Annotated in this window: 10 protein-coding genes and 1 pseudogene; 3 read left to right on the top strand and 8 right to left on the bottom strand. The window is 47.1% G+C overall.

What is annotated here, in order from left to right; translation table 11 throughout:
• Positions 1-3: 3 nt before the first annotated feature.
• The gene (gene def, locus ICN26_RS04495) at positions 4-519 is read right to left on the bottom strand and encodes a peptide deformylase (protein ID WP_216267188.1); all 516 of its coding nucleotides are present in this window, start codon (positions 517-519) and stop codon (positions 4-6) included.
• A 71-nt stretch (positions 520-590) separates the two neighbouring features.
• Here def and dprA point away from each other — a divergent pair, with 71 nt between their 5' ends.
• Entirely contained in the window at positions 591-1,289 is a 699-nt protein-coding gene (gene dprA, locus ICN26_RS04490) for a DNA-processing protein DprA (protein ID WP_216267186.1), read from the top strand.
• 199 nt (positions 1,290-1,488) lie between these two features.
• Entirely contained in the window at positions 1,489-4,167 is a 2,679-nt protein-coding gene (locus ICN26_RS04485) for a DNA topoisomerase III (RefSeq protein WP_216267183.1), read from the top strand.
• On the opposite strand, the pseudogene mnmC1 reads toward ICN26_RS04485, so the two are convergent.
• The 7 genes and pseudogenes from mnmC1 to rpmH form a co-directional block, all read right to left on the bottom strand.
• Positions 4,137-5,228, bottom strand: a pseudogene (gene mnmC1, locus ICN26_RS11000) (FAD-dependent 5-carboxymethylaminomethyl-2-thiouridine(34) oxidoreductase MnmC1); the annotation flags it as partial. The gene ICN26_RS04485 and the pseudogene mnmC1 sit on opposite strands and share 31 nt — an antisense overlap.
• A gap of 47 nt (positions 5,229-5,275) precedes the next feature.
• The gene (locus tag ICN26_RS04480) at positions 5,276-7,123 is read right to left on the bottom strand and encodes a phosphoenolpyruvate carboxykinase (GTP) (protein WP_216267181.1); all 1,848 of its coding nucleotides are present in this window, start codon (positions 7,121-7,123) and stop codon (positions 5,276-5,278) included.
• Positions 7,124-7,213: 90 nt separating this feature from the next.
• Positions 7,214-8,593, bottom strand: coding sequence for a tRNA uridine-5-carboxymethylaminomethyl(34) synthesis GTPase MnmE (gene mnmE, locus ICN26_RS04475; RefSeq protein WP_216267658.1), 1,380 nt, complete (start codon positions 8,591-8,593; stop codon positions 7,214-7,216).
• Between the two features lie 40 nt (positions 8,594-8,633).
• Entirely contained in the window at positions 8,634-10,343 is a 1,710-nt protein-coding gene (gene yidC, locus ICN26_RS04470) for a membrane protein insertase YidC (protein ID WP_216267179.1), read from the bottom strand.
• Positions 10,344-10,353: 10 nt separating this feature from the next.
• A complete protein-coding gene (gene yidD / locus ICN26_RS04465) occupies positions 10,354-10,593 on the bottom strand; it encodes a membrane protein insertion efficiency factor YidD (RefSeq protein WP_216267177.1) in 240 nt (79 codons plus the stop codon).
• A 1-nt stretch (position 10,594) separates the two neighbouring features.
• Positions 10,595-10,843 carry a ribonuclease P protein component gene (locus ICN26_RS04460; protein WP_255534373.1) on the bottom strand — a complete coding sequence of 83 codons (249 nt, stop codon included), beginning with the start codon at positions 10,841-10,843 and terminating at the stop codon, positions 10,595-10,597.
• A gap of 77 nt (positions 10,844-10,920) precedes the next feature.
• Positions 10,921-11,055, bottom strand: a complete 135-nt coding sequence (rpmH, locus tag ICN26_RS04455; RefSeq protein ID WP_011903922.1) for a 50S ribosomal protein L34 — start codon at positions 11,053-11,055, stop codon at positions 10,921-10,923.
• A gap of 222 nt (positions 11,056-11,277) precedes the next feature.
• Between rpmH and dnaA the strand changes: the two genes are divergently transcribed.
• Positions 11,278-12,702 carry a chromosomal replication initiator protein DnaA gene (gene dnaA, locus ICN26_RS04450; protein ID WP_216267173.1) on the top strand — a complete coding sequence of 475 codons (1,425 nt, stop codon included), beginning with the start codon at positions 11,278-11,280 and terminating at the stop codon, positions 12,700-12,702.
• The last annotated feature ends 227 nt before the right edge of the window (positions 12,703-12,929 follow it).

Genomic DNA, 12,929 nt, shown 5'->3' with positions numbered 1-12,929 from the left:
CGCTTAGCGCTCGCCTACTAATTCTTTTGCGCGCTTTTTCATTTTGAGGGAAATACGGTTGCGCTTCAACATAGAGAGATACTCAACAAATACCTTGCCTTGCAAGTGATCCATCTCGTGCTGCAAACAAACTGATAGCAAGCCGTCTGCCTCTACTTCAAATTCTTTGCCGTTGATATCGAGCGCCTTGACTCGGATGACTGCTGGGCGATCTACCTCATCATAATATTCAGGTACAGAGAGGCAACCCTCGCGCCAAGATTTTTTTTCTGGACTTGCCCAAATCAACTCAGGATTAATGAACACCATTAATTGATCTTGATTGTCAGAAACGTCAATCACCACAATGCGCTCATGAACGTCCACCTGGGTTGCGGCTAAACCAACTCCGGGGGCTTCGTACATTGTCTCGGCCATATCGGCCACAATTTTTTTGATGCGTGCATCCACCAGCGCTACGGGTTTGGCAACCTTATGTAGGCGTGGGTCTGGATAACAAAGGACGGTTAATAAAGCCATATCGGAATTATCCAACAGAGTAATCAGACTGTCCCGATAGTTCTTTGTAGCCCCATGCCGAAAATTGCCATATGCGCACAAGCAAAAAACCCAACATCATCCAAATTCATCGAAATACCCCCGACTACCCAGCCCGCCTCTTGGATTTATCCGACCCGCCCGATTCACTCTATATATACGGGGATATTCGCTTGTTAAATTTACCTATGATTGCCATCGTAGGGTCACGTGCCGCCAGCCCTGAAGGAATTAGGAATGCCTACAGTTTTGCGCAAGCCCTATCTGCAGAGGGCTATCTCATTATTTCCGGGCTGGCTCGGGGTGTCGATGGGGCGGCTCACCGAGGTGCTCTCAAGTCAAATCAAGGGTATCGAACCGTAGCGGTGTGCGGTAGCGGGCTAGATATCGTGTATCCGCGAGAGCATCTGGGCCTGGCTCAAGCCATCGCCAACGGTGGGCTCTTGGTGTCTGAGCTAGCTCCAGGGCTGGGGCCAAAGGCTTGGCACTTCCCCCGCAGGAACCGCATTATTGCGGCCTTATCCCTGGGAATACTCGTGATTGAGGCGGCCGAGCGTTCTGGTTCGCTCATTACGGCTAGGTTGGGCTGTGAACTTGGTCGCGAGATTTTTGCGATTCCTGGGTCAATACACAACCCACTTTCTAGGGGCTGCCATCAACTACTTCAGCAAGGCGCCAAACTAGCTCAATCTCCAAAAGACATTCTCGAGGAGCTGCCAAAATGGCCAAAACCCTCATTTAAAGGCATTTAAAGCGCCATTTTTAGAAAAAATAGGGTCTTTACTGGGTCTTTACTAAACCCCTAAAAATGAGGTTTTTGGACTTTTGTCAATTTATCGGTTAATAATAAAAAAGGGGCATGGAAATAGTCTGACCAGGATCTGGTTTAAATTGGTTACCCGTTTTCACCCATTAAAAACATCATTTCAAGCACAAATTTAGGCAAAACGCGTGGCAACTAAAGCATCTACCAAAAAAAGCAGTCCCAAGACTTCAAGCGTTGATCACCCTAAGGCACTGATCATTGCAGAGAAACCTTCTGTTGCGAATGACATTGCCAAGGCCTTGGGTGGCTTCACTAAATATGAGGACTATTTCGAGAACGACGACTTTGTTATCTCCTCTGCAGTTGGCCATCTACTTGAAATTGCCGCACCTGAAGAATTTGATGTCAAACGTGGTAAATGGTCATTTGCAAATCTTCCAGTTGTGCCGCCCTATTTCGACTTACGACCGATCGCTAAAACTGAATCGCGGCTGAAGGTCTTGCAAAAGCTCATTAAGCGCAAAGACATCAATCAACTTATCAATGCATGTGACGCAGGACGCGAAGGTGAGTTGATCTTTCGTTTAATTGCACAGCATGCAAAAGCACCGCAGGCTATTAAACGGCTCTGGTTGCAATCCATGACGCCAGCAGCAATTCGCGATGGCTTTGCCTCCCTACGCAGCGATACTGAGATGCAACCTCTCGCAGATGCGGCACGCTGCCGCTCTGAAGCGGATTGGCTAGTTGGTATTAACGGTACGCGAGCGATGACCGCGTTTAACAGCAAAAGCGGTGGATTCTTTCTGACGACAGTTGGTCGAGTACAGACGCCAACACTATCAATTGTGGTTGAGCGTGAAGAGCTCATTCGTAAATTTATCTCTAAAGACTATTGGGAGGTGAAAGCAGAGTTTATCGCTGCAGCTGGAGTGTATGAAGGGCGCTGGTTTGATCCTAAATTTAGGAAAGATGTCGCAATTCCAGATGCTCGTGAGAATCGCCTCTGGAGTGAAGCTGCCGCACAAAGTATTGTGGCTGCCTGTCGCGATAAAAAAGCGAGCGTCAAAGAAGAGGCCAAGCCAGCAACTCAATTAGCGCCTCAACTATTTGATTTAACAAGCCTGCAACGTGAGGCAAATGCGCGCTTTGGCTTCTCTGCTAAAAATACTTTGGGCTTGGCTCAAGCGCTTTACGAGCGCCATAAAGTGCTGACCTATCCACGTACTGATGCTAAGGCCCTGCCTGAAGATTATCTGGATACCGTCAAGCAGACTATGGAAAACCTGGCTGACAACTCACAAGAGTATCGCTCCTTTGCCAAACAAATTTTACAAGGCGATCCCAAGGATCCAAAAGCCAAAGCAGGATATGGCTGGATCAAACCAAATAAACGTATTTTTGATAACTCCAAAATATCCGATCACTTTGCGATCATCCCAACCCTAGAGTCTCCAAAGAGCCTCAGTGAGCCAGAACAAAAACTGTATGACTTGGTTGTCCGTCGCTTCTTGGCAGTGTTTTATCCTGCAGCCGAATTCCGCGTCACTACTCGCATCACCGAAGCATCTGGACATCACTTTAAAACCGAAGGTCGCGTGCTGGTCACACCGGGTTGGTTAACGGTATACGGCAGATCCAATCAAGCGGACGATGAGTTGGTGGCGGTGCAAGAAGGTGAAACCGTTCAAAATGAATCTATTGCAGCGATCCCATTAAAAACCAAGCCGCCAGCGCGCTATACCGAAGCAACCTTGTTATCGGCAATGGAAAGTGCTGGTAAGTGGGTAGATGATGATGATATGCGTGAAGCGATGGCCGAAAAAGGCTTGGGCACACCCGCAACTCGTGCCGCCATCATTGAAGGTCTGCTGGCAGAGAGATATATGGTGCGCGAAGCACGGGAGCTAATACCTACCGCCAAAGCATTCCAATTAATGACGCTCTTGCGCGGCCTAGATGTTGAAGAACTAACAAGGCCCGACCTCACAGGTAGCTGGGAAAATAAACTCTCCCTGATTGAGCGCGGTGAGATGAATCGCGATACCTTCATGCAAGAAATTGCCCAGATGACGCAGCGCATCGTCAAGCGCGCTAAAGAGTATGACAGCGACACTATTCCAGGCGATTACGCGACTATGTCTACGCCGTGTCCTCACTGCAAAGGCGCCGTTAAAGAAAACTATCGTCGCTTTGCATGCGAGAAGTGTGGATTTACGATTAGCAAAACCCCCGGTGGCCGTGCATTTGAATATCCCGAGGTCGAAGAACTGTTGCGAGAAAAAACAATTGGGCCACTACAAGGATTCCGCAGCAAGATGGGTAGGCCATTTGCAGCAATTATTAAGTTAAGTGAAATTCCTGAAGATGATGCCGATTATCCAAACGCAGGCTTTAAGCTTGAGTTTGATTTTGGCAATACTCAAGAGGATGAATCTGAGGCAATCGACTTTACCGGCAGACAAGCTTTAGGCGTGTGTCCAAAGTGCTCTGGTGCTGTATATGAAGATGGCATGCGCTACTTGTGCGAAAGAAACACTGGCCCAGGTAAGTCGTGTGATTTCAAAACCGGCAAGGTTGTTTTGCAACAAGAAATTTCTGCTGAGCAAGTTCAAAAACTGCTTACAGAGGGCAAAACTGATCTGCTAGCCAACTTTAAATCTAACCGCACTGGCCGTGGCTTTAAAGCTTATCTTGCCTTGGGGGCGGATGGCAAAATTGGTTTTGAGTTTGAAGCTAAAGCGCCCAAAGCGGGGGCTGCAGCTAAAGCCCCAGCAAAGAAACGCGCAGGTGCAAGTGCTGCCACCAAGTCTGTAGCAAAACCTAAGCGAGCCATTAAAGCAAAGTCATCTTCGAGCACTTGAGCTGTAATCAGCTTAGCCGCTAAAGCTGACCAAAGGGCGCCTCTCGACCCCAGGGCTGTTGCTAAAAATATCCCTGGGCGTTGACTCAGCGCACCAATGATCGGTAAGCGATCGCCCGCAACACAACGAATGCCCACAAAGCTTCCTGCCTTTTGAAGTTGCTTGGTATCACCCTCTGGGTAGTTCAATAACCCTTTTGCCTGCTCGCGATTAAAGTCATCGCTTGAATTCCAGTCTTGAAGATCAGATTCGCCTTCATCAAAACTAGAGCCTACTATCCATTGATAATTTCCATCGGTTAATTTCTTAGCTGGTAAACAATAGCCATCCCCCGTTATGGCAGTGTGCGGCAGTTGTGGTGCCCAAGAACTTTTCATATTAATAGAAAATATACTCAGCTGTCCGCGAACTGGTCTTAAGGGGAGTCGCACATCGATGCTTTCAACTAAGCTTTTGGTTTCTAGCGCTGCTGCAATGATGACTTTGCCAGCCGTCATGATGGGCTGATCTTGAGGGTTAATTAACCGCCAGCCCGCATCGACTTTTTCCAGTCGAGCTACAGAGAGATTCCAGCAGCAAGTCAGTTTTGGGTGGGGCTTTAGCGCCCCATGCGTCACTTCAGATAAGTTTAGTGACGCGCCCCGTGGAAGCCATATACCATTTTGATTAATGCCGCAAATTTGCAATGCCTCATCCGCATCAAGTGCTTTGGCCATAGCCTCATCGAGATCGAGTGATTTCAAATAAGTGGCGACATCATCACGACAAAAAGTTTTGTCCCTTTTGTTTGGCTGAAAAATGCCATGCTGATTCCAAGTCTGGCCCCAGCGAGCCTCTGCCATCAAAAATGCAATGCGAGTTAAACGTAGTAGGCGAGGGGCGCCTCGTCCAACATGAGGATGAGCAATAGCAAAGGCGTGACTAGAACATGCAGCTGCGGGATGAGATGCAGCATCAATAATACAAACAGTCTGACCACGCTCGAGTAACTCGCTAGTAATGGTCGCACCTGCAATGCCTGCTCCAATCACCACGATGTCATGGTGTTGGAGTGAGGTCATTAAATAATGGTGTTGTTGAAAAGACTACTTAAATTTCTAGGGGCGACCTAGGCATTTAAGCGCTTCTCGATTTTGCTGCGTGCTTCGACTAACTCTTTTGGCAAGCGCTCGCCTAAATGCGCAAATAACTCTGAATGCAGTTCGAGTTCATTTTTCCAGTCGTCAACAGCGACAGTAATGGCTTTTTCAAACTTATCTACTGAGTAGTCAAGGCCATTCCAATGCATATCCGCATGCTCTGGGCAAATACCAAATATAGTTTCTTTGCCTTTAGCTGTGCCTTCAGCACGGCCCAAGATCCAAGAAAGTACGCGCATATTTTCGCCAAAACCAGGCCAGATAAATTTGCCATTTTCATCTTTACGGAACCAGTTTACGCAATAGATCTTAGGCAATACAGCGCCTTCAGCAGCAAGCTTGCTGCCGATATTCAACCAATGTTGGAAGTAGTCGCTCATGTTGTAACCAGCAAATGCAATCATTGCAAATGGATCGCGACGCACAACGCCTACTTGGCCAGTAATCGCAGCAGTAGTTTCAGAGCCCATTGTCGCGGCCATATAAACACCTTCTACCCAGTCACGTGCTTCGCTCACTAATGGCACTGTGTTTGAGCGACGACCGCCAAACAAGAACGCATCAATTGCTACACCTTCAGGGTTATCCCAGTTAGGATCAACCGCTGGGTTGTTTGTGGCGGCTACAGTAAAGCGTGAGTTTGGGTGCGCTGCTTTACGGCCAGCTGTACCATCGGCAGGAGTCCAGTCTTTGCCTTGCCAATCAATTAAGTGTGCTGGAGGTGTATCAGTCAAACCTTCCCACCAAACATCACCATCATCAGTTAAACCGACGTTAGTGAAGATCACGTCTTGGTTTAATGAATCTAAACAATTTGGATTGGTTTGACGATTTGTTCCTGGGGCAACGCCGAAGTATCCAGACTCTGGGTTGATCGCAAACAAACGTGTCTTGCCTGTAACGGCGTCTTTGCGTGGCTTGATCCATGCAATGTCGTCGCCGACCGTAGTGACCTTCCACCCCTCAAATCCCTTTGGAGGAATCATCATGGAGAAATTGGTTTTTCCACAGGCAGATGGGAATGCTGCGGCAATATGATATTTCTTGCCTTCGGGGGATGTCACACCCAAGATCAACATGTGCTCAGCGAGCCAACCCTGGTCACGTCCCATGTTAGATGCGATACGCAATGCGAAACATTTTTTACCCAACAAAGCGTTGCCGCCATAACCAGATCCGAAAGACCAAATTTCGCGAGTTTCAGGATAGTGCACGATGTACTTGGTTTTGTTGTTAGGCCAAGCAACGTCTTTTTCGCCGGCAGCTAATGGCTTACCAACAGTATGAATACAAGGAACAAATTCGCCGGAAACGCCAAGCTGATCAATAACCGCCTTACCCATACGGGTCATCAAGCGCATATTGATAGCAACATATGGGCTATCGGAAAGCTCAACACCTATGTGCGCAATTGGGGAGCCAATTGGGCCCATCGAGAATGGCACTACATACATTGTTCTGCCGCGCATACAACCATCAAACAATGGCTCAAGGGTGGCGCGCATTTCGCTTGGCTCCACCCAGTTATTGGTTGGGCCCGCATCCTCTTTATTTGCAGAGCAGATAAAGGTGCGGTCTTCTACGCGAGCTACGTCATCAGGGTCTGATAGTGCTAAGAAAGCATTTTTGCGCTTGGCAGGGTTGAGGCGCTTGAACACGCCAGCGCTTACTAACAACTCACAAAATTCATCATATTCAGATTGGGAGCCATCACACCAGTGAATTTTGTCTGGCTTGGTTAGGGCAGCTACATCTGCAACCCATTGAATCAGCTTTTGGTTTTTTACGTACTCAGGTGTATTGCTATTGACGGTCATGTGAATCCTATGAAATGTAATATTTTTGATCGCACTATTTTAACATTTCAGGCGTCTTTTTTATGGACGAACCTGCCAAGAGCAAGTCTTTTATTTGCCAATACAAAATTGACTAAATATCTTGCCCAAAAGATCGTCTGGGAGCAGCTTCCCAGTAATTTGTCCGAGCTGATCTTGTGCCAAACGGAGCTCTTCTGCAAATAACTCCAGCGATACATTGCCATTAGCGGCAAATTGTTGAGACTGCTCTAGGTGGGTTGCAGCCCTATCTAAGCAATCTAGGTGCCGCCTGCGTGCCACAATCACTCCCTCCTGAGAGCCGCCCCAACCTACCAACTCTAAAATTTTCTGTTTTAGAGCCTCAATGCCCTCGCCCGTCTTAGCTGAAATGAGCAAGGCTGGCTTTCCGTCTTGATTGGGAATGGGGCCACCCAATAGATCTGATTTGTTATTGACCTCTAGCACGGGGCACTTTGAGGGGAGTGCTTTCAAGATTTGGGTTTTTAGCTCCAAAGTTTCGGTGGCATTAGTTGCTTCTGAAGAGCTTGGGTCTTGCAGAAAAATAACTAGGTCCGCCGCCCCAATGGCCTCCCATGATCTTTCGATGCCTTTTGCCTCAACTAGATCGCTGGTATCACGTAAGCCTGCGGTATCAATGATGTGCATAGGAACACCGCCGATGGTAATACTCTCCTTGACGCGATCTCTTGTAGTTCCGGCGATAGGCGTAACAATAGCGACCTCCTCACCAGCGAGGCGATTTAGTAGGGAGCTTTTCCCAACGTTAGGCGCACCAGCCAAAACTAACTGGATGCCGTCGCGCAAAATCTTGCCTTGTTTGGCCCCCTCCCTTAGCGCGTATAGCTTTTGCATTACGGCGCTTAGGCGTTCACGGGCTTGGGCATTCTCCAGAAACTCAATCTCTTCCTCAGGAAAGTCCAGGGTGGACTCCACCAAAATGCGTAACTGGGTGATCTCTTCAATCAGGCTGTTGATGTCATTTGAGAAATCTCCTTGCAAGGAGCGTGCTGCACCGCGTACCGCCGCTGCACTTTGAGCATCAATTAAATCTGCAATCGCCTCAGCTTGAGCTAAATCAATTTTGTTGTTCAGGTAGGCTCGTAAAGAAAATTCTCCAGGCTCAGCAATTACTAATCCTTGATCTTTTCCCAACTCAAGACATCGCTTCATAACTAACTCTAAAAGCTTCGGTCCACCATGGCATTGCAGCTCGAGGACATCTTCACCCGTAAAAGAGGCGGGTGCTGCAAAGTAAATAGCGAGGAGTTGATCGATCGAGTCACCCTGCGCATCTCGAAGAGTGAGTAAGTTGGCTTGCCGGGGTGTAAGCGCCCTATTAAATAAAGCTGTAGCCATAGGTAAGAGCTGGGGCCCACTAATACGAATGACACCAACTCCAGCCTTGCCCGGCGCGGTGGCAAGCGCAATGATGGGCAGCTTTCTCGTCATCATTGCGGGCACTCCTTATCTATTTTCAGCAGCTAAAAATTTATTTAACCAGCTTCTTTCCGAACATTTGATTGATCTGCCATTGCTGAGCAATCGACAGTAGGTTGTTCACTACCCAGTACAAAACCAAGCCTGCAGGGAAGAAGAAGAACATGATCGAAAACACGATGGGCATGTACAGCATTACCTTGGCCTGAATAGGATCTGGAGGGGTTGGGTTTAGTTTGGTTTGGACAAACATTGACAGAGCCATGACGATTGGCAAAATTCCGATGGGGAAAAGTTGTGTAATGCCCAAGAGGTCGCTAATTGAAGTGTCTGGGAGTGATAGGTCGTGCACCCATAAAATCCAAGGTGCGCCACGCAACTCAACAGATGACAATAACACCCAGTACAACGCGATAAATACTGGGATCTGAATCACCACTGGCAAACAGCCGCCTAAGGGATTGATCTTTTCTTTACGATACATCTCCATCATGGCTTGATTCATTTTTTGCGGCTCGCTCTTGAACTGCTCTTTCATGGCGACTAGGCGCGGCTGAACCTCTTTCATACGCGCCATGGATTTATAGCTTGCCGCGGAAAGTGGATAGAACACAAGTTTAATTAAGACCGTCAAAAGAATAATCGACCAGCCCCAGTTGCCAACATAAGTATGAATGTTTTCTAGCAGCCAGAATATGGGTTTAGCCAAAATGGTTAAGTAACCATAGTCTTTTAAGAGCTCGAAGCCTGGGGCTATTGTCTCTAAAACCTTTTCTTCTTGTGGCCCAACAAATAATCTTGCCTTTTCTGTAACAACCGAGCCAGGAGCTACAACTCCGAGGGGTGCAGTCATTCCAATGCGATAAAGATTTGTCTCAACTCTTTCCGCATAAATATCTCGCGCAACTTTGTCGCTCGGGATCCAGGCGCTTGCAAAGTAATGCTGGACCATTGCAATCCATGCTGGCTCACCAGCAGCCACTTTAGTAGGAATAGTGATTTTGTTTTTATCAATCGCCGTGAACTCAAGCTTATTGAACTTTTCTTTGTCCGTGTAGGCGGCCGGCCCAGTAAAGGTGCTGGCAGAAAAGGCGCCATCAAGGGGGCCAATTTTTTGCTCTTGCGATGCATCGCGCACAATTTCTGTGTAGAGAACAAGTGGGTTTGGATTCTTACTAACTTGAGTAACGCGATGACCAACATCAACAACGTAGCTACCTGGGTTAAGTATGAAGGTCTTTTCTAGCTTGACACCGTTGCGCTCACTAGACAAAACAGCAAAAGGTCTGCCCGAACCATCCTTGCCAGACTCGACAAGCTTAAAGGTGCTGGTATGGTTTGGAAGATCGCTGTTACCCAAAGACACTAGACCAGACCGCGCAAAATATTTATGGGTAGGTGTGTACTGAAATAACTCAACCGGCCTTTTCTCTGGCGTAAGCTGAGTAAGTAGCTTGGCACCAACAACGTTTGCGCCACTAGCACTAATCTCTAAAACTAGAACGTCGTTTTGTAGCGTAAATTTTTCGATGCCCGTAATAGCCCCAGTACTTGCGGCGGGGGCTGCAGCAACAGGCGAACCGGAAACCTGAGGAGGAGCGTCTACCTTCTTCGTGGTTGCCGCCTGGCCAACTGGGGCGGAGGTGCTTGCTGGAACACCACCGAACATCGATGGCTTGCCCTCATGAACCTGCCAGTTGTTATACAACAACAAGCCTGACATGGAGAAGACAGTCCAAAGAATTGTTTTTTTAAAGTCCATTTGCATTCACTTAATAATGATGAGATGTTGGTTTTACTGCGGGGTCATGTCCGCCTTGTGACCATGGATTGCAACGCAAGATGCGCCACACCATCAGCCTAAAGCTTTTTAAAAATCCGTAATTAGCAAAACAGTCGCAGGCATATTGTGAGCATGAGGGCATGAATTTACAGTGCATACCAACAAAGGGGCTGAGGGTTACTTGGTAGAGCCTCACGACCTTAATGGCCAACTTGTTAAGTAGACGCACGTTAAATTAGCCCTGCAATTTCGGCTCGCAGGCCTTCTTTTTCTTTGCTCCGGAGTCTGCCGCGCGTTTCACGACCAATTGGTTTTTTTAATTTCACCACAACATCGCTATTAAGGCTTGTTGCTTGAGCGCATCTAACCAGCTCGCGAATCATGCGTTTTAATTGGTTGCGATCTACCGCACGTTTGGCTAGTTTTTTAGCTACCGCAATACCCAAATCTGGTTTTGCGCCCTGATTTGGAGATGACAAATACAAGCCCCAACACAAGCTTGTCTTGGGGCGTGTTTTTAATAACTCAGAAATCCTGGCGCTATTCAACTGCTAAATTAAACGGCGAGGCGTTTGCGACCCTTGGCACGGCGGGCATTTAATACTGCGCGCCCACTCTTGGTTTTCATTCGAATACGGAATCCGTGAGTGCGTTTACGACGTGTTACTGAGGGTTGGTATGTTCTTTTCATGTTTCATCCTGCAAAACCCAGTATTTTCCTTGTTGCTCGGCAAAAGGTCAACCGCTGAAGAAGAATATATAGGTATTTTTCTCTATTTATTTGCTGCTATTTTAGTAAACCATTAACTTATATGGGATTTTTTATGTTATTCACAAGTTATCCACAGGTTTTCCACGTTTTTCTACCTTGTGGATAACTTTATGGGATCGCTACAATGAATCCTCCAAAAATATGAGCAATCTACAGAATCCAATTACTTTGAACCCACCTAGCCCACTGGGGTTTTGGGACGGCGCGCTTGGCGCGCTTGCTCGCGAGCTTTCCCCACAACAATTTAAAACCTGGATCCAGCCCCTGAGTTTGGTTTCTTTTGATGAGAGTGAGCAATCACTCATCGTAGGAGCCCCAAATAGATTCAAGCTTGATTGGATTAAGAAAACCTTCTCTGACCGCCTCCAGGAGTTGGCGGATCAGTATTTTGGTCATCCAATCAACCTCAGTTTTGTGCTAAGTGTTGAGGGGTCAGCTACCCAAGCGGTGGAAGCTACATCTATCCAGCAGCCCGCTGAGCAGCGAGAGTTTGTTGTGGCTACGGACAACAATTCCACAGAGGAGCAGGCTTTTGAGATTGAAGATCACTCCAAACTAAACCCCAACCTAACCTTTGATACTTTTGTAACCGGTAAGGCAAACCAACTAGCTAGGGCTGCCTCTATTCAGGTTGCCCATAACCCTGGCACCTCATACAACCCCATGTTCTTGTATGGTGGAGTAGGTTTGGGCAAAACCCATCTTATTCATGCAATCGGAAATCACCTCTTAAAAGAAAAGCCTGGGGCTCGGATTCGATACATTCACGCCGAACAGTATGTCTCTGATGTAGTTAGGGCCTATCAACAAAAGGCCTTTGATCGCTTTAAGCGCTATTACCACTCGCTTGACCTGCTGTTAATTGACGATATTCAATTTTTTAGTGGTAAATCTAGAACTCAGGAAGAATTTTTTTACGCCTTTGAGGCACTTTTAAGCAACAAAGCTCAAGTCATTATTACAAGTGATACCTACCCAAAGGAAATGGCTGGAATTGATGACCGCCTTATTTCACGATTTGATTCCGGCTTAACCGTCGCTATTGAACCGCCAGAGCTAGAGATGCGAGTTGCAATTCTAATGAAAAAAGCTTTAAGCGAGGGCATCCCCATGAGTGAGGATGTGGCCTTCTTTGTAGCCAAACACCTTAGGTCTAACGTACGAGAGCTAGAGGGTGCTTTAAGAAAGATTTTGGCATTTGTTCGTTTCCATGGCAAAGAGGTGACGATTGAGGTGGCTAGAGTGGCCCTAAAGGACCTCTTGTCCATACAAAATCGACAGATTTCAGTTGATAACATCCAAAAAGCAGTCGCTGATTTTTATAGCATCAAGGTTGCAGATATGTATTCCAAGAAGCGTCCGGCGAACATTGCGCGTCCACGGCAAATCGCCATGTTTATGGCGAAAGAGTTAACCCAGAAAAGTCTCCCGGAAATTGGCGAATTATTTGGGGGGCGGGACCATACAACAGTGTTACACGCCGTTCGGAAGATTGGTGAAGAGCGCTCTCATGATGGGCAGCTTAACCACGAAATCCACGTAATAGAGCAAACCCTAAAATCTTAGGTTTTTTGCCTGTGGATAAGGTTGTGGATAGCTCAGTGAATAAGTTTGGGGATTGTGTGTGGATAAATTGTGGAAAGATGGCGCTTCATGCAAAAATAGGGTGTTGATAAAAAGTTATCCAAGATTTATGCACGATTTATACAAAAGTTTTCCACAGGTTTTTTTGGTTTTAGTGGGTTGTTTTATATACAGTTTTTGACTTATCCACCGAAATAACAAACCTTATT

The sequence above is a fragment of the Polynucleobacter hallstattensis genome (assembly GCF_018881835.1).
Lineage (GTDB): Bacteria > Pseudomonadota > Gammaproteobacteria > Burkholderiales > Burkholderiaceae > Polynucleobacter > Polynucleobacter hallstattensis.
This window is presented reverse-complemented; position numbering and strand designations above follow the sequence as displayed.

What these genes read in the sequence shown, in the direction of transcription:
- def (WP_216267188.1), bottom strand. Translation starts at nt 519, where the DNA reads ATGGCTTTATTAACCGTCCTTTGTTATCCAGACCCACGCCTACATAAG.
- dprA (WP_216267186.1), top strand. Translation starts at nt 591, where the DNA reads ATGCGCACAAGCAAAAAACCCAACATCATCCAAATTCATCGAAATACC.
- ICN26_RS04480 (WP_216267181.1), bottom strand. Translation starts at nt 7,123, where the DNA reads ATGACCGTCAATAGCAATACACCTGAGTACGTAAAAAACCAAAAGCTG.
- mnmE (WP_216267658.1), bottom strand. Translation starts at nt 8,593, where the DNA reads ATGACGAGAAAGCTGCCCATCATTGCGCTTGCCACCGCGCCGGGCAAG.
- yidC (WP_216267179.1), bottom strand. Translation starts at nt 10,343, where the DNA reads ATGGACTTTAAAAAAACAATTCTTTGGACTGTCTTCTCCATGTCAGGC.
- rpmH (WP_011903922.1), bottom strand. Translation starts at nt 11,055, where the DNA reads ATGAAAAGAACATACCAACCCTCAGTAACACGTCGTAAACGCACTCAC.
- dnaA (WP_216267173.1), top strand. Translation starts at nt 11,278, where the DNA reads ATGAGCAATCTACAGAATCCAATTACTTTGAACCCACCTAGCCCACTG.